The organism is Microbacterium sp. BLY, from assembly GCF_017939615.1.
Taxonomy (GTDB): domain Bacteria; phylum Actinomycetota; class Actinomycetes; order Actinomycetales; family Microbacteriaceae; genus Microbacterium.
On record NZ_JAGKSR010000001.1, the window covers coordinates 771,424 to 785,518 of the forward strand.

18 protein-coding genes are annotated in these 14,095 nt (G+C 70.7%); 11 read left to right on the forward strand and 7 right to left on the reverse strand.

Annotated elements, in window-relative coordinates; genetic code table 11:
- Positions 1-4: 4 nt before the first annotated feature.
- From KAF39_RS03970 to KAF39_RS03980, 3 genes are all read right to left on the reverse strand, one after another.
- Complete coding sequence (locus KAF39_RS03970) at positions 5-457, reverse strand: DUF2871 domain-containing protein (RefSeq protein ID WP_210676060.1); 453 nt, start codon at positions 455-457, stop codon at positions 5-7.
- A gap of 77 nt (positions 458-534) precedes the next feature.
- Positions 535-1,158, reverse strand: a complete 624-nt coding sequence (locus KAF39_RS03975) for a response regulator transcription factor (RefSeq protein WP_210676061.1) — start codon at positions 1,156-1,158, stop codon at positions 535-537.
- Positions 1,155-2,399, reverse strand: a complete 1,245-nt coding sequence (locus KAF39_RS03980) for a sensor histidine kinase (RefSeq protein ID WP_210676062.1) — start codon at positions 2,397-2,399, stop codon at positions 1,155-1,157. Before KAF39_RS03980 ends, KAF39_RS03975 begins: the two co-directional genes overlap by 4 nt.
- A 76-nt stretch (positions 2,400-2,475) precedes the next feature.
- On the opposite strand from KAF39_RS03980, the gene KAF39_RS03985 reads away from it, so the two are divergent.
- The 6 genes from KAF39_RS03985 (at position 2,476) to KAF39_RS04010 (ending at position 7,821) form a co-directional block, all read left to right on the forward strand.
- Positions 2,476-3,129, forward strand: a complete 654-nt coding sequence (locus KAF39_RS03985) for a YigZ family protein (protein WP_210676063.1) — start codon at positions 2,476-2,478, stop codon at positions 3,127-3,129.
- Positions 3,130-3,195: 66 nt separating this feature from the next.
- A complete protein-coding gene (locus KAF39_RS03990; RefSeq protein ID WP_210676064.1) occupies positions 3,196-4,113 on the forward strand; it encodes a DnaJ domain-containing protein in 918 nt (305 codons plus the stop codon).
- Positions 4,114-4,176: 63 nt separating this feature from the next.
- Positions 4,177-4,596 carry a Fur family transcriptional regulator gene (locus tag KAF39_RS03995; protein ID WP_025102779.1) on the forward strand — a complete coding sequence of 140 codons (420 nt, stop codon included), beginning with the start codon at positions 4,177-4,179 and terminating at the stop codon, positions 4,594-4,596.
- 66 nt (positions 4,597-4,662) lie between these two features.
- Positions 4,663-6,132 carry a catalase gene (locus KAF39_RS04000; RefSeq protein ID WP_210676065.1) on the forward strand — a complete coding sequence of 490 codons (1,470 nt, stop codon included), beginning with the start codon at positions 4,663-4,665 and terminating at the stop codon, positions 6,130-6,132.
- A 232-nt stretch (positions 6,133-6,364) separates the two neighbouring features.
- A complete protein-coding gene (locus KAF39_RS04005) occupies positions 6,365-6,982 on the forward strand; it encodes a helix-turn-helix domain-containing protein (RefSeq protein WP_210676066.1) in 618 nt (205 codons plus the stop codon).
- Between the two features lie 38 nt (positions 6,983-7,020).
- A complete protein-coding gene (locus KAF39_RS04010) occupies positions 7,021-7,821 on the forward strand; it encodes an alpha/beta fold hydrolase (protein WP_210676067.1) in 801 nt (266 codons plus the stop codon).
- A gap of 87 nt (positions 7,822-7,908) precedes the next feature.
- Here KAF39_RS04010 and msrA read toward each other — a convergent pair whose 3' ends face one another.
- Positions 7,909-8,451, reverse strand: a complete 543-nt coding sequence (gene msrA, locus KAF39_RS04015) for a peptide-methionine (S)-S-oxide reductase MsrA (RefSeq protein WP_025102782.1) — start codon at positions 8,449-8,451, stop codon at positions 7,909-7,911.
- Positions 8,448-8,915 carry a peptide-methionine (R)-S-oxide reductase MsrB gene (msrB, locus tag KAF39_RS04020; RefSeq protein ID WP_210676068.1) on the reverse strand — a complete coding sequence of 156 codons (468 nt, stop codon included), beginning with the start codon at positions 8,913-8,915 and terminating at the stop codon, positions 8,448-8,450. Before msrB ends, msrA begins: the two co-directional genes overlap by 4 nt.
- Positions 8,916-9,067: 152 nt before the next feature.
- Between msrB and KAF39_RS04025 the strand changes: the two genes are divergently transcribed.
- The 4 genes from KAF39_RS04025 to KAF39_RS04040 all read left to right on the forward strand — a co-directional run bounded on the left by KAF39_RS04025 (position 9,068) and on the right by KAF39_RS04040 (position 12,664).
- Complete coding sequence (locus KAF39_RS04025) at positions 9,068-9,985, forward strand: DUF808 domain-containing protein (protein WP_210676069.1); 918 nt, start codon at positions 9,068-9,070, stop codon at positions 9,983-9,985.
- Between the two features lie 2 nt (positions 9,986-9,987).
- Positions 9,988-10,515, forward strand: a complete 528-nt coding sequence (locus KAF39_RS04030) for a GNAT family N-acetyltransferase (RefSeq protein ID WP_210676070.1) — start codon at positions 9,988-9,990, stop codon at positions 10,513-10,515.
- A gap of 2 nt (positions 10,516-10,517) precedes the next feature.
- Positions 10,518-11,225, forward strand: a complete 708-nt coding sequence (gene pnuC / locus KAF39_RS04035; RefSeq protein WP_210676071.1) for a nicotinamide riboside transporter PnuC — start codon at positions 10,518-10,520, stop codon at positions 11,223-11,225.
- A 74-nt stretch (positions 11,226-11,299) separates the two neighbouring features.
- A complete protein-coding gene (locus KAF39_RS04040; protein ID WP_210676072.1) occupies positions 11,300-12,664 on the forward strand; it encodes an LLM class flavin-dependent oxidoreductase in 1,365 nt (454 codons plus the stop codon).
- A gap of 66 nt (positions 12,665-12,730) precedes the next feature.
- Here the strand turns inward: KAF39_RS04040 and KAF39_RS04045 are convergent, their stop codons facing one another.
- Positions 12,731-12,907 carry a hypothetical protein gene (locus KAF39_RS04045; protein ID WP_025102796.1) on the reverse strand — a complete coding sequence of 59 codons (177 nt, stop codon included), beginning with the start codon at positions 12,905-12,907 and terminating at the stop codon, positions 12,731-12,733.
- A gap of 9 nt (positions 12,908-12,916) precedes the next feature.
- On the reverse strand, positions 12,917-13,282 hold the full coding sequence (locus KAF39_RS04050) for a DUF4406 domain-containing protein (protein ID WP_210676073.1): 366 nt from the start codon (positions 13,280-13,282) through the stop codon (positions 12,917-12,919).
- 54 nt (positions 13,283-13,336) lie between these two features.
- On the opposite strand from KAF39_RS04050, the gene KAF39_RS04055 reads away from it, so the two are divergent.
- Positions 13,337-14,086: a DeoR/GlpR family DNA-binding transcription regulator gene (locus KAF39_RS04055; RefSeq protein ID WP_210676074.1), complete on the forward strand. Its 750-nt coding sequence runs from the start codon at positions 13,337-13,339 to the stop codon at positions 14,084-14,086.
- Positions 14,087-14,095 lie beyond the last annotated feature (9 nt).

Below are 14,095 nucleotides of genomic sequence, written 5' to 3' on the forward strand. Positions count from 1 at the left end.
CGCCTCAGGCCACCGACTCGAGGGTCGCGCGCTCCCGGGCCGCGGCCTTCGGGCCGAACACGCGAGGGCGGAGCGCGAGGAACAGCAGCACCATGCCGGCGGCGAGCAGCATGTGCCCCACGCCCGCGATGCCGGCGATCATCTTCGTCGACTCCTGGCCGAGCACCGTGAGGCAGCCGTGCCAGACGAGCATCGCGGAGGTCAGCACGAGCCCGGCCGTGTAGGTCCAGAAGAACCAGCCGAACAGGCGGCTCTCCGACAGTGCGAACGCCTTCTCCAGCAGCATCACCACGAGCAAGACGACGAAGCCCAGCACGAGCAGATGCGTGTGCACGAGTCCGAGCTGCGTCGGCGCCCCCTCCGGGAAGCCGTTGATCTTGGTGAACTCGCGGTAGAAGAGTCCGGAGGCGACGCCCACCAGCATGGAGGCGAACGCGGCGGTGAAGAGCCTGCGCATGAGTGTCCTTTCTGTCTGCCTCCAGCCTCGTCGCGGGACCCGCGCCGAGGATCCATCGAACGGTTGAGACGGATGGGTCAGAGCAGACCGGTGTCCCGGGCGATCGCGACCGCCTTCGCGCGGCTGTCGGCCCCGAGCTTCTCGAAGACGTGCACGAGGTGGGTCTTCACCGTCGCCTCGGTCACGAACAGCGCCTTCGCGATCTCCCGGTTCGAGGCGCCGGTGTCGAGCAGCCGGAGCACGTCGAGCTCGCGCCCCGTGAGCTGCACCCGCGGGGCGCGGAGAGCCCGCCCGACGCGCGCGGTCAGCTCCGGCGTCAGCACCTGCCCGCCGGATGCGGCCTGACGCACCGCCCGGATGATGTCCTCCGGGTCGACGTCCTTGAGCAGGTACCCGGCCGCGCCCGCCTCGATCGCGCCGAGGATCTGGGCGTCGCGGTCGAACGTCGTGAGCAGGAGCACCGCCGGGGCCGGGTCGAGGGCGCGGAGTGCGGCCGTCGTCTGCACCCCGTCCATTCCCGCCCCCAGCCGGAGATCGCAGAGGACGACGTCGGGGCGCAGATGACGGGCGAGCGCGACAGCCTCCTCCCCGGACGCCGCCTCGCCCACGACCTCGGCGTCGTCGCGGTGGTCGAACAGCGAACGGACGCCGGCGCGCACGATGGGGTGGTCGTCGACGAGCAGGATCCGCACGGGGGTCACGACCGGCCCCCGAGGGGCAGGTGAGCGGAGAGGGCGGCGCCGTCTCCGGGGGCGCTCTCCACGTCGAGGCCGCCGCCGAGCTCGCGCAGCCGGGCCCGCATCGCCCGCAGACCGTACCCTCCGCCCGGCCCCGGCGACTCCAGCCGGGACGGGTCGAAGCCACGCCCGTCATCCACCACGTCCAGCCGCACCGCGTCGCCGGCGTCCGCCAGCGTCACCACCACGCGAGTGGCGCCGGCGTGGCTGCGCACGTTGGCGAGCGCGGACTGCGCCGTCCGCAGCAGGGCGACCTCCGCGTCGAGGCCGAGTGCGGGCAGCTCCTCGTCGGCGTGGAAGGCGGTCGCGATCCCGGTCTCGGCCGCCAGGCGGTCCACCATGCGGGCGAGGGCCTCGCTCAGCGCGGAGCCGTCGAGCTCGGCGGGCATGAGATCGTCCACGATGCGCCGGGCATCGGCGAGCCCCTCCGCGGCGAGCGCCCCGATCTGCGCCAGCGCCCGCCCCCGGCCCTCCTCGTGCTCCTGCGCCGACCGGGCCAGCAGGACGATGGACGACAGGCTCTGGGCGACCGTGTCGTGGATGTCGCGCGAGACCCTGGTGCGCTCGGCGGCAGCGCCGGATTCCCGCTGGGTGCGGGCGAGCTCGTCCTGGAGGGCCGCCATCTCCTGCTGCGTGGCGACGAGGGAGGCGATGAGCCGCCGCCGCTCCCGCCCGTCGCGGACCAGCTCGAGATAGCCGCGGGAGATCCCGAGCGCGAAGAGACCGCCCACCAACGGCCCGATCACGTTCGCGTACGTGGTCGTCCCGGTGTGCAGCAGGGGCGCGACGATGACCACGACGAGGATGAGGATGCTGAGCAGCACGGCCCCGCGCAGTCGCAGCAGGAAGCCGGCGAGCAGCCACAACGAGAACGCGAGCCAGACGAACTCCGGCGACAGCGCCACGGCGGCGAGCCAGATCACCGTGAGTCCGAGAAGCCAGCCCGCGGCGAGAGCGCGGTCGTCCGTCCGGGAGGAGAGCAGGAGGCCGCCGCCGTACCAGCCGAGGAAGGCGAGGGCGATCGCGAGCAGACCCGGCACCGGGAGCCCGTCGGCGAGCGAGCGGAGGACGCCGACGACCGTGAGTACGACGGTGATGACGGCCTGGCCGATCCGGAGCGAGGCGACCAGGCGCCCCCACGAGCGTCCGCGCACTCCGAGCCGCCCTCCCGGGAGGTCGGGCTCGGCGGTGTCTCCGGTCGGCATGCTGACATTCTCGTCCGCCGGGCCGCGGTCCGCCTCCATCGTTCGGTCGACCCGGTTCGAAGGTATTCTGAGGCCGATGTCGACTCCGCACCCGTTTCCGGCGACGATCGCGGCGGCCGTCGACCACGAGCTCGTGATCCGGAAGTCGCGCTTCCTCACCCATGTCGCACCGGTGTCGTCGGTGGCCGAGGCCGAGGCCGTCATCGCGACGATCCGGAAACGTGCGTGGGACGCGAACCACAACTGCACCGCGATGGTCACCGGGCTGCACGGCGACCAGGCGCGCTCCTCGGACGACGGCGAACCCTCCGGCACCGCCGGCGTCCCGATGCTCGAGGTGCTGCGGCGCCGCGGCCTCACCGACGTCGTCGCGGTGGTGACCCGGTACTTCGGCGGGGTGAAGCTCGGGGCGGGCGGCCTCATCCGCGCCTACTCGTTCGCCGTCTCCGAGACGCTCGACCGCGCCGCCCTCGTGCGTCGGGCGGCGCTCACCCAGGCGACGGTCGAGGTGCCGCATGCCGATGCCGGCCGCTACGACAATCTGCTCCGCGACTGGGCGGCCTCCCACGGCTCGACGCTCGGTGACCCCGCGTACGGCGCCGCCGCGCGCCTGGAGCTGTGGGTGCCCGCAGCGGAACTGCCCCGACTGACCGCCGACCTCGCCGCCGCGTCCGGCGGGACGGTGGTTCCCGTCGCCGGCGTCGAGCGGATCGTCGACGTCGCGGACTGACCCGCTCCCGGCGCGCGCACACCGTGCGGCGGCTATCCTGGACGCCGCGGTCGCGGAAGGAGAGCGATGTCCGACAGTCCGCTCTCAGCCTCGCCGTACGAGATCCTCGGCGTGGACCCGGCCGTCGACGACGCCGAGCTCCGTCGGGCGTATCGGCTCCGACTGCGGCAGACGCATCCCGACACCGGCGGCGATGCCGCCGTGTTCATCCAGGTGCAGCGGGCGTGGGAGCTCATCGGCACCGCGGAGGACCGCGCCGCGTACGACCGCCGCGCGGGCGTGACCGACGACGGCGGCGAATGGAGCGGCTGGCGTCCGCAGGCCGCGCGGACGGACACCCGCCCGCGTGCCCGCTCCTACGGGCACCCCGGCGGCTGGCGCCGGGAGCGCTACCTCTCCTTGATCCGCGAGTGGGCGGGTCACGGGGTCGAGGTGCCCGATCCGTACGCCCCGGCCCTGGTCCGCGCGGCCCCACGGGAGCTCCGGCGGCTGCTCGCCGACGCGCTCGCGGAGGAGGCCACGGCCCGCACGGTCTCCGACCTCGGGATGGGCTTCACGGTGTGGCACGACGTCGCCGCGGGGCAGACCCCCGAGGACAAGCTCGATCACGTCGTGCTCAGCCCCTCCGGCCTCTACGGCGTCATGTCCGAGGACTTCGGGGGCGTGGTGGGCTTCCGCCGCGGGGAGATCACCGGCCCGAGCCTCGGCACGAGGGCACCGGTCACCGCCGCCCTTGCACGGATGCGCGCGGTCGCGAAGGCGGCCAAGGTGAAGTTCGGCGGTGCGATCGTCGTGCTCCCGGACGACGATCTCGCCCAGGCGGTCACCCCGCTGGGCAGCACCCGCGGGGTCCCGGTCGTCGTGGTGCGCCGCAGCGCCCTGGCGATGGTGCTGCGTCAGGGTGTGCCGGGCGCGCGGGCCATCGGGGGCAACGAGCTGTTCGATGTCCGCACCCGCCTCCAGCAGACCGTCCGCTTCGTCTGACAGCGCGGCGACGCGCCCGGCATGCTCTTTTGAATCATTCAAAAAACGTGTAGAGTCGAGGGCATGGAGACGGAACTCGACTCGGCGTTGCGCGACGCCGGGCTGCGTGCGACCGCGGGCCGCGTCGCCGTTCTCGAGGCGCTCGGCTCCATGGCCCATACGGATGCGGAGCGGGTCTACCGCGCCGTGTCCGACGTGCTCCCGACGACGTCGATCCAGTCGGTGCACAACATCCTCGCGGACCTGACGACGGCGGGCCTCATCCGCCGGATCGAACCGGCAGGCTCCGCGGCGCTGTACGAACGGCGCATCGACGACAACCACCACCACGTCGTCTGCACCTCCTGCGGTGCGGTCGGCGATGTGGACTGCGTCGTCGGCGAGGCGCCGTGTCTCACCCCGTCCTCGACGGGGGGCTTCACCGTGCAGACAGCTGAAGTCACCTTCTGGGGCCTCTGCCCCAGCTGCCAGAACGCCGCATAGGAGCATCCGCCGCTCCCCTCTCCGGACGGGGTCGGTCGGCATGCCCACGCGCAGAAGGAGAACACCATGACCAACCCCACCGACGCGGCCCGTCCGGCCACGACGACGCAGGCGGGCACGCCCATCGCGAGCGACACCCACTCGCTGACCGTGGGCCCCGACGGCCCCACGGTGCTGCACGACCACTACCTGGTCGAGAAGATCGCCTCCTTCAACCGTGAGCGGGTGCCGGAGCGCAACCCGCACGCCAAGGGCGGCGGCGCGTTCGGCGAGTTCGTCGTCACCGAGGACGTCTCGCAGTACACCAGCGCTGCCGTGTTCCAGCCGGGCGCCACCTCCGAGACGCTCATCCGCTTCTCCTCCGTCGCCGGCGAGCAGGGCTCCCCCGACACCTGGCGCGACGTGCGCGGCTTCTCGCTGCGGTTCTACACGACCGAGGGCAACCTCGACATCGTCGGCAACAACACCCCGACCTTCTTCCTCCGCGACGCCATGAAGTTCCCGGACTTCATCCACTCCCAGAAGCGCCTCGGCGACTCGGGCCTGCGCGACGCGGACATGCAGTGGGACTTCTGGACCCTCTCGCCCGAGAGCGCGCACCAGGTCACCTACCTCATGGGCGAGCGCGGTCTGCCCCGCAGCTGGCGCCACATGAACGGCTACGGCTCGCACACCTACTCGTGGGTCAACGCCGCCGGCGAGGTGTTCTGGGTGAAGTACCACTTCATCTCCCACCAGGGCGTCGAGGCGATGAGCCCGGAGGAGGCCGAGAAGCTGGCCGGATCCGACGCCGACCACTACCGTCGCGACCTGTTCCAGTCCATCTCCGAGGGCGACTTCCCGAAGTGGGACCTCTACGTGCAGATCATGCCGTACGACGAGGCGAAGGACTACCGCTTCAACCCGTTCGACCTCACCAAGACGATCTCCAAGAAGGACTACCCGCGCATCAAGGTCGGCACGCTGACCCTGAACCGCAACCCGGAGAACTTCTTCGCGCAGATCGAGCAGGCCGGCTTCGCCCCGGGCAACCAGGTGCCCGGCACGGGCCTCTCGCCCGACAAGATGCTCATGGGTCGCGTGTTCGCATACCCGGACGCCCAGCGTCACCGCATCGGCCCGAACTACAACCAGCTGCCGGTCAACCAGCCGCACGCCGCCGAGACCCGCAACTACCAGCACGAGGGGTCGATGCGGTACCACTACAACGACGCGGCACACCGCACGTACCAGCCGAACTCGTTCGGTGCGGCGGGCGGCCCCGAGGCCGACCCGGTCAAGGGCGTCGAGGTCAACTGGGCCGCGGACGGCGAGCTCACCCGCTCCGCCGCGACGCTGCACGCCGAGGACGACGACTTCGGTCAGGCCGGCACGCTGTACCGCGAGGTGTTCGACGGCCCGCAGCGCGCCCGCTTCCTGGAGGTCCTGACCGGTCAGGGCCGTTCGATCACGGTCGACGCCATCCGCGAGCGCTTCTTCCAGTACTGGACGAATGTGGACGCCGAGCTCGGCGCCGCCCTGCGCGACCGCGTCTGACCCGAGACCCCGGGTTCTCCTCGAAACCCCCTCCCCGCGACACCGCGGGGAGGGGGTTTCGGCGTCTCCCCGCGGTTTCGCGTCGGGACGGCTTCTTCTTCCGTCAAGGGCGAACCGCGGTCGTCAGCCGGAGTGATGGCAATGAAGCTGTCAATTAACAAATGGTGTCATTTGTCGCGAAATGTGAAGTCATGGCTTGATCCGAGATATCGCGAGTCTCTAGACTCGGCACATGCCCCCTCCCGACAGCCCCCTCACCGAGGAGGATCGCGTGCTGCACGTCGGCGCGCGCGTCCGTCACCTGCGCACGCGCCGAGGCATGTCGGCGCGCGCCCTCGCGACAGCGCTGGACATCTCGCCCAGTGCTGTCTCCCAGATCGAGCGCGGGGTGCTGCAGCCGAGCATCTCTCGGCTGATCGCCATCGCCGACGCGCTCGAGGTGCCGCTCGCCACGGTGTTCGACGACGCCACTCTCCCGGCTCCGGTCGCCGCCCCCGTGGCGGAGGCAGGCTTCGTCCTCCAGCGGTCCGCACAGTCGTCGTCCGTCGAGCTCGACGGCGGCGTGACGCTCCGCCCGCTCTCCCCCGTCCCGTGTCCCGGCATCGACTACTTCGAGTCGACGTATCCGCCGGGAACGGCGGCGCACCAGGACGGCGAGCTGTTCCGGCATGACGGGTACGAGGTCGGCACGGTGACCGCGGGCGAACTGACGATCGACTTCGATGCGGAACGGGTGATCCTCCGCCCGGGCGACTCGATCAGCTATGCGAGTTCGCAGCCGCACCGCATCCACAACACGGGCACCGCCGACGCGGTGGCACGATGGCTCATCGTGCACTCGGGCTCGTGAGCGGTCCCGATCGCCCGCCGAGGGCGGAGGATGGTCGGGTGGCCGTTCCCCTCTCCGACCTGACCGAGATGCCCGCCCCGCAGCACGTCTACGCAGCGGACGGCACGCGACTGGCGACCTATACGTGGGGCGAGCTCGACGCTCCCGTCGTGGTGACCGTGCACGGCTTCGCCTCGGGCGCCCGCGACAACTGGGTGCTGACCGGCTGGGTGCGCGAGCTGACCAGGGCCGGGTACCGCGTGCTCGCTCTCGACCAGCGGGGCCACGGGCAGAGCGACAAGCCGCACGAGTCCGACGCGTACGCCATCCGGAACCTCGTGACCGACGTCGAGACCGTCATGGACACGTATCTCGTCGACGACGCGTTCTACCTCGGCTACTCCCTCGGCGCCCGCGTGGGCTGGGAGGTCGCGCGGAAGCTCCCGCATCGCATCGGCCGGGCGGTGCTCGGCGGCGTGCCCGACGGCATCCCGCTCGCACGCCTCGACCTCGACCAGGTGCGCGCGTACATCGCCGACGGGACACCGGTCGAGGACCGCACGACGCAGAACTACATCGCCCTCACCGAGCGCGTGCCGGGAAACGACCTGCGTGCGCTCATCGCCCTGGCGGAGGGACTTCGGGGCTCCGGGACGATCGACCCCGATCCCGCGGACGCCCCGGTCGTGCCGCTGCTGTTCGCGACGGGCTCGAAGGACGCGATCATCGAGGGCTCGCGCGCGCTGGCCGCCGCGGCTCCCGACGCCCGTTTCGTCGAGCTTCCGAACCGCCACCACTTCAACGCCCCCGGTTCGCGCGACTTCAAGGACGCCGCGCTCGCGTTCTTCGCCGGATCCTGACCCCGCCGAGACCCCTCTACGCGCGGAGACCCCCTCCTGCACGCGTGTGCGGGAGGGGGTCTCGACGTGGAAGCGGGGTCTCGGGAATCAGGCGGTGGCGTCCTCGCGCTTCGGCAGGACCCAGCCGGCGCGGGGGAAGTGGCACGTGTAGCCGTTCGGGTACTTGATCAGGTAGTCCTGGTGCTCGGGCTCGGCCTCCCAGAACGGGCCGGCGGGCTCGATCGTCGTGACGGCCTTGCCCGGCCAGAGACCGGAGGCATCGACGTCGGCGATCGTGTCGCGGGCGACCTGCTCCTGTTCGGGGGTGAGCGGGAAGATCGCGGACCGGTAGCTCGACCCGATGTCGTTGCCCTGACGGTTCAGGGTCGACGGGTCGTGGATCTGGAAGAAGAACGCCAGGATGTCGCGGTAGGTGGTCGCACTCGGGTCGAACACGATCTCGACGGCCTCCGCGTGACCGGGATGGTTGCGGTAGGTGGCGTGGTCGTTCTCCCCGCCCGTGTAGCCCACGCGGGTGTCGATGACCCCGGGCTGGCGACGGATGAGGTCTTCCATTCCCCAGAAGCAGCCGCCCGCGAGGACGGCCGTCTCGGTCCCGGGGGTGCGGGTGATGGTTCCGGTGTCGGTCATGACTGCTCCTCATTGGTGTCGGTGGCGAAGAGGGGGCTGTAGCGACCGTACCCCTCCTTCTCGAGATCCTCCGCCGGGATGAAGCGGAGGGCGGCCGAGTTCATGCAGTAGCGCAAGCCGCCCTCGGCGCGGGGCCCGTCGTCGAAGACGTGACCCAGGTGGCTGTCGGCCCCCGAGGATCGCGCCTCGGTGCGGGTCATCCACAGCGTGCGGTCGGTCTTCGTCGTGACGGCGTCGGCATCGATCGGACGGGTGAAGCTCGGCCAGCCGGTACCGCTGTCGTACTTGTCCCGGGAGGAGAACAGCGGCTGCCCGGAGACGACGTCGACGTAGATGCCGTCGTCGTGGTTGTTCCAGTAGGCGTTGCGGAAGGGCGGTTCGGTGGCGTCCTGCTGCGTGACCTCGTACTGCAAGTTCGTGAGACCGCTGACGGCCTCGGGGGTCCTGCCGTAGTCGTTCGACATGAGTGGCTCCTTGTCCGACGCCGCTGGCTGCGGCGTCATCTAGGAGAACCAGGGACGGGCCCGTTTTGGTCCCGCGGGGCTGGGAGCGGGCTGGGAGTTTCGCGCACTCGATAGAGTTGCCTCCGCACCGCACACCCGGAAAGAGGACCCGCATGTCCGTTGGACTGCTCGCCGTCGTCGACGACATCCTGAGCGCCGCGATGAAGGCGTCGGCGAAGGCCGCGGGCGTCGTCATCGACGACGCCGCCGTGACCCCGCAGTACGTGCAGGGCATCACGCCCGCGCGTGAGCTCCCCGTCGTCGGCAAGATCGCTCTCGGGTCGCTGGTGAACAAGTTCGTCATCATCATCCCGATCGCGCTGCTGCTCACCGCGTTCGCCCCGTGGGTGCTGCCGTACCTCCTCATCCTCGGCGGGTCCTACCTGTGCTTCGAGGGCGCGGAGAAGGTGCTGGAGTGGTTCGGCGTGCAGCACGGCCACGCCGACGAGGGTGCTCGCGACGAGAGGAAGCTCGTGCTCGGCGCCGTCCGCACCGACCTCATCCTCTCCACCGAGATCATGCTCATCTCCCTCGCCAGCCTCGACAAGGGCCTGGGCATCTGGTCGACCCTCGCGATCCTCGCCGTGATCGCGGTGCTCATGACCGTGGCGGTGTACGGGGCCGTGGCCCTCCTGGTGAAGATCGACGACATCGGCCTGAAGATGGCGAAGAACCCGGTGCAGCGGGTGCGGCACACCGGCACCCGCATCGTCCGCTCCATGCCCGCGGTCTTCCGCTTCATCAGCGTGCTCGGCACCGTCGCGATGCTCTGGGTCGGTGGCCACCTGGTGCTCATCAACCTCGGCGAGGTCGGGCTGCACGCGCCCGCCGATCTGCTGCACGCGGTCGAGCACGCACTGGAGCCCCTCGGCGGCTTCGTCGTGTGGCTGGTCGACACGATCATCTCCGCGATCGCGGGACTGGTCTGGGGCCTCGTGATCGTCGGCATCGTCCTCGGCATCGCGAAGCTCTTCGGCCGGACGCCGAGCTTCCATGAGGGCGAGGCCTCCCCCGCCGACATCCACGTCTGACGATGACCGCCGTGCACCTCCGGGCCGCCGAGAGCGCCGACCTCGACACGATCACCGAGATCCACAACCACGCCGTCGTGCACACGACCGCCATCTGGAACGAGGAGGCCGTGGACCGCGCCGACCGGGAGGCGTGGCTCGCCGACCGGACCGCGCGCGGCTACCCCGTGATCGTCGCCGCCGACGACAGCGGCGTAGTGGGCTACGCGTCCTACGCGCAGTGGCGTCCGCACAGCGGCTACCGGCTCACCGTCGAGCACTCCGTCTACGTGCGCGGCGATCAGCGCGGCCGCGGCATCGGCACGACGCTCATGAGGGAGCTCATCGCCCGGGCCAGGACCGACGGGATGCACGTGATGATCGGCGGTATCGAGAGCGGCAACACCGCCTCCATCGCCCTGCACGAACGCCTCGGGTTCCGCGAGGTGGGTCGCATGCCGCAGGTCGGCGCGAAGTTCGGCCGGTGGCTCGACCTCAGCATGCTGCAGCTCGTGCTCGACGAGCGGCCGACCCCCGATGCGGTGCCCTAGCGATGGGCTTCCTGCAGTGGCTCGTCGACGCCTTCTCCTCGTCCTGGGTGCTGCCGGGCGGGCAGACCCTCCTGGTGCGTGAGGTCGTCGGGAACGCGTTCGGGCTCGCGAGCGCCCTCGGCGGCATGCGGCGGAAGGTCTGGGCATGGCCGGTCGGCATCGTCGGCAACGTCCTGCTGCTGACGGTGTTCCTCGGCTCCGCGCTGAGCCCGGACCCGTCGCTCCCCCACCTGCTCGGCCAGGCGGGGCGGCAGATCATGTTCATCGCCGTCGCGATCTACGGGTGGATCCGCTGGCGGAACGCCGACGGCGGTCGCATTGTGCCGCGGTGGGCGCCGACGCGGGCCCGGATCGGCCTCGTCGTCGTGCTCGTCGTCGGCACTGTGGCGCTCACGCCCCTGTTCCGCGCCCTCGGCTCGTGGGAGCCGGTGTGGGCCGACGCCTGGACCTTCGTCGGGTCGCTGCTCGCGACCTACGGCATGGCGAAGGGCTGGACCGAGTTCTGGCTCATCTGGATCGCCGTGGACGTGGTGGGGGTGCCGCTGCTGTTCAGCTCCGGCTACTACGCGACCGGCCTCATGTACGTGTTCTACGGCGTCTTCACCGCGGTCGGGTTCGTGATCTGGTGGCGAGCGCAGCGACAGGCCGCGCGCCCGATCGAGATCCTTCCTCCCGACCCGAGCCCCCGCCGTCCGGACGACGAGGTCTGACCCGCACCGCGGATTGTTTCGGTGCGTGTCGCCGTCGCTCGCCTCGACGCGCTCCGGTCCCGTTTCATGGGGGCATGACCCGGCAGATCCGTTTCAACGCCTTCGACATGAACTGCGTCGCCCACCAGTCGTCCGGCCTGTGGCGGCACCCCGACGATCGGTCGCGGCAGTACAACACCCTCTCGTACTGGACAGACCTCGCGAAGCTGCTGGAGAGCGCGACCTTCGACGGCATCTTCATCGCCGACGTCCTGGGCACCTACGACGTCTACGGCGGCACGAACGAGGCCGCCATCCGCAACGGCGCCCAGGTGCCCGTGAACGACCCGATCCTCCTGGTCAGCGCGATGGCCGCGGTGACCGAGCACCTGGGCTTCGGGGTCACCGCCGGCACCGCGTTCGAGCACCCCTACCCGTTCGCGCGCCGCCTCAGCACGCTTGACCACCTCACCCAGGGCCGTGTCGGCTGGAACGTCGTGACCGGCTATCTGCCCAGCGCCGCGCGCAACATGGGCCAGGAGGACCAGCTCGCCCACGACGACCGCTACGACCACGCGGACGAGTACGTCGAGGTGCTCTACAAGCTCTGGGAGGGATCGTGGGAGGACGACGCGGTGGTGGAGGACCGCGAGCGCGGCATCTTCACCGATCCGTCGAAGGTGCATCCGATCCGGCATGAGGGGAAGCACTTCAGCGTTCCCGGCATCCACATCTCCGAGCCGTCGCCGCAGCGCACGCCGGTGATCTATCAGGCCGGCGCGAGCCCGCGCGGGGTGCGGTTCGCGGCCGAGAACGCGGAGGCCATCTTCGTCGCGGCCCCCTCCAAGGAGGTCCTCGCCGGGACGGTGAAGCGCATCCGCGATGCTCTCGAGGCCGCGGGCCGTGATCGGTACGACGCCCGCATCTACACGCTGCTCACGGTGATCACGGCGGCGACGAGCGAGGAGGCGGCCGCGAAGCACGCCGAGTACCTCTCCTACGCGAGCCCGGAGGGGGCGCTCACCTTCATGTCGGGGTGGATGGGTGTCGACCTCTCGCAGTACGCCGAGGACGAGCCGGTCGGGAACGTCGAGTCGAACGCGATCCAGTCCGTGCTGCAGCATCTGAAGGAAGAGGCCGATCTCGGCCGCGAGTGGACGGTGGGCGACTTCGGTCGCCACAACGCGATCGGCGGGCTCGGCCCGACGATCGTCGGATCCGGGGTCGAGATCGCCGACGAGCTGCAGTCGTGGGTCGAGCAGACCGACATCGACGGCTTCAATCTCGCCTACGCCGTCACCCCCGGCACCTGGCAGGACGTCATCGAGCACGTCATCCCCGTGTTGCGGGAGCGCGGCGCCTACCCCGAGGAGTACGTGCCCGGCACGCTCCGCCACAAGCTGCACGGCCGCGGCGACCGGGTCGCCTCCACCCACCGCGCCGCCCGGTACCGCCTCTGACTTCCGAGTCGCGCACTGTGCGGCAGAACGGCCGGTTCGGCCGCGAAGTGCGCGATTCAAAAGGGGTCAGTCGGCGTCGCGGGTGAAGAGGCTCCGCAGCACGAGGAAGACCACCACGGCCACGACCGCGACGATGGCGAGCTTCGCGATGAACCAGAGCACCGAGAACAGCGCGCTGACGATCCACCACGCGATCACGACGGCGAGGATGACGCCGAGGACGGTCCAGATGTTCTTGGTCATGCCTCCAGCCTACGGAGTCATGGCGACCGGGATCTCCTCCACCGAGCGGTAGACGGGCAGTCCGCGCTCGCGGGCGATGGCGACGTCCTGGTCCGCGCCCGCCGATTCCCCCGGCAGACGCAGCACCGCGTCGCAGTGCTGGAGGAGGCGGTGGGCAGTCTCGTACATCACGTCGCCGTCCGCCGCCCCGCCGTCGTCGAGCGTGCGCAGGACCGGCAGGGCCACCCACTCCCCGATCATCGGCACGTGGCCGAGCCGGAAAATCGGACCGGCGGCCTCCTCGAGGGTCGCGAGGTTGCGGGCGATGAGGGCCGGGTCGCCGCCGGTGCCGGAACGATAGGGGCCGGCGATGAGGATGAGGAGTGGTTTCGTCATGCCGATGACTGTAGTCTGAAACATGCAAGAACGTGCAATTTCGTGAGGAAACACATGCTCGCCGCTCAGCGCAAAGACCATCTGCTCGCTCTTCTCGACCGCGAGGGCCGGGTCGTAGCGAAAAACGTCGCCGCCGACCTCGGCGTCTCGGAGGACGCGATCCGTCGCGATCTCCGCGAACTCGCCGACGAGGGCCGCCTGCTCCGCGTCTACGGCGGCGCCATCCCGGTGCCCGCCGCAGACCGGCCGGTCGGCGAGCGCGCCACCGTGGCCACCGAGAGCAAGGAGCGCGTCGCCCGCGCAGCGGTCGCCCACATCCGCCCCGGGTCCACCATCGTGCTGGACGGCGGCACCACCACGCTGGCCCTGGCCCGCCTGCTCCCCGCCGCTGCGAGCCTCACGGTGATCACGCCGAGTCCCGCGGTGGCTCTGGCCGTGGCCGCGCACTCCGACGCGCGACTGATCCTCGTCGGCGGAGAGCTGTCCCGGCACTCGATGGTCACCGGCGGCGCCCTGGCGATGGAAGCGGTGCAGCACCTCGCGGCGGACGTCTTCTTCCTGGGCGTGACCGGCGCCGACCCCGTCGCCGGCTTCACCACCGGCGAGCTGGACGATGCCGTCACCAAGCGGGCTCTCGCCGCACGGTGCGCGGAGACCGTCGTGCTGGCGAGCGAGGAGAAGATCGGCGCGGTCTCGCGATATCCGGTCGTGGCGTTCGACGCCGTGGACGCGGTCATCACCGACCCCCTCGACGGGAATCCGCTGATCGCCGAACTCCGGGCGCGCGTCGCAGGCTCCCGCTAGCGTGTCCCC

Coding starts and splice junctions, on each gene's coding strand:
- KAF39_RS04040 (WP_210676072.1), top strand. CDS start 11,300: ATGACCCGGCAGATCCGTTTCAACGCCTTCGACATGAACTGCGTCGCC.
- KAF39_RS04045 (WP_025102796.1), bottom strand. CDS start 12,907: ATGACCAAGAACATCTGGACCGTCCTCGGCGTCATCCTCGCCGTCGTG.
- KAF39_RS04000 (WP_210676065.1), top strand. CDS start 4,663: ATGACCAACCCCACCGACGCGGCCCGTCCGGCCACGACGACGCAGGCG.
- msrA (WP_025102782.1), bottom strand. CDS start 8,451: ATGACCGACACCGGAACCATCACCCGCACCCCCGGGACCGAGACGGCC.
- msrB (WP_210676068.1), bottom strand. CDS start 8,915: ATGTCGAACGACTACGGCAGGACCCCCGAGGCCGTCAGCGGTCTCACG.
- KAF39_RS04055 (WP_210676074.1), top strand. CDS start 13,337: ATGCTCGCCGCTCAGCGCAAAGACCATCTGCTCGCTCTTCTCGACCGC.
- KAF39_RS03995 (WP_025102779.1), top strand. CDS start 4,177: ATGGAGACGGAACTCGACTCGGCGTTGCGCGACGCCGGGCTGCGTGCG.
- KAF39_RS04025 (WP_210676069.1), top strand. CDS start 9,068: ATGTCCGTTGGACTGCTCGCCGTCGTCGACGACATCCTGAGCGCCGCG.
- KAF39_RS04005 (WP_210676066.1), top strand. CDS start 6,365: ATGCCCCCTCCCGACAGCCCCCTCACCGAGGAGGATCGCGTGCTGCAC.
- KAF39_RS04030 (WP_210676070.1), top strand. CDS start 9,988: ATGACCGCCGTGCACCTCCGGGCCGCCGAGAGCGCCGACCTCGACACG.
- KAF39_RS03990 (WP_210676064.1), top strand. CDS start 3,196: ATGTCCGACAGTCCGCTCTCAGCCTCGCCGTACGAGATCCTCGGCGTG.
- KAF39_RS03980 (WP_210676062.1), bottom strand. CDS start 2,399: ATGCCGACCGGAGACACCGCCGAGCCCGACCTCCCGGGAGGGCGGCTC.
- KAF39_RS04050 (WP_210676073.1), bottom strand. CDS start 13,282: ATGACGAAACCACTCCTCATCCTCATCGCCGGCCCCTATCGTTCCGGC.
- pnuC (WP_210676071.1), top strand. CDS start 10,518: ATGGGCTTCCTGCAGTGGCTCGTCGACGCCTTCTCCTCGTCCTGGGTG.
- KAF39_RS03970 (WP_210676060.1), bottom strand. CDS start 457: ATGCGCAGGCTCTTCACCGCCGCGTTCGCCTCCATGCTGGTGGGCGTC.
- KAF39_RS03985 (WP_210676063.1), top strand. CDS start 2,476: ATGTCGACTCCGCACCCGTTTCCGGCGACGATCGCGGCGGCCGTCGAC.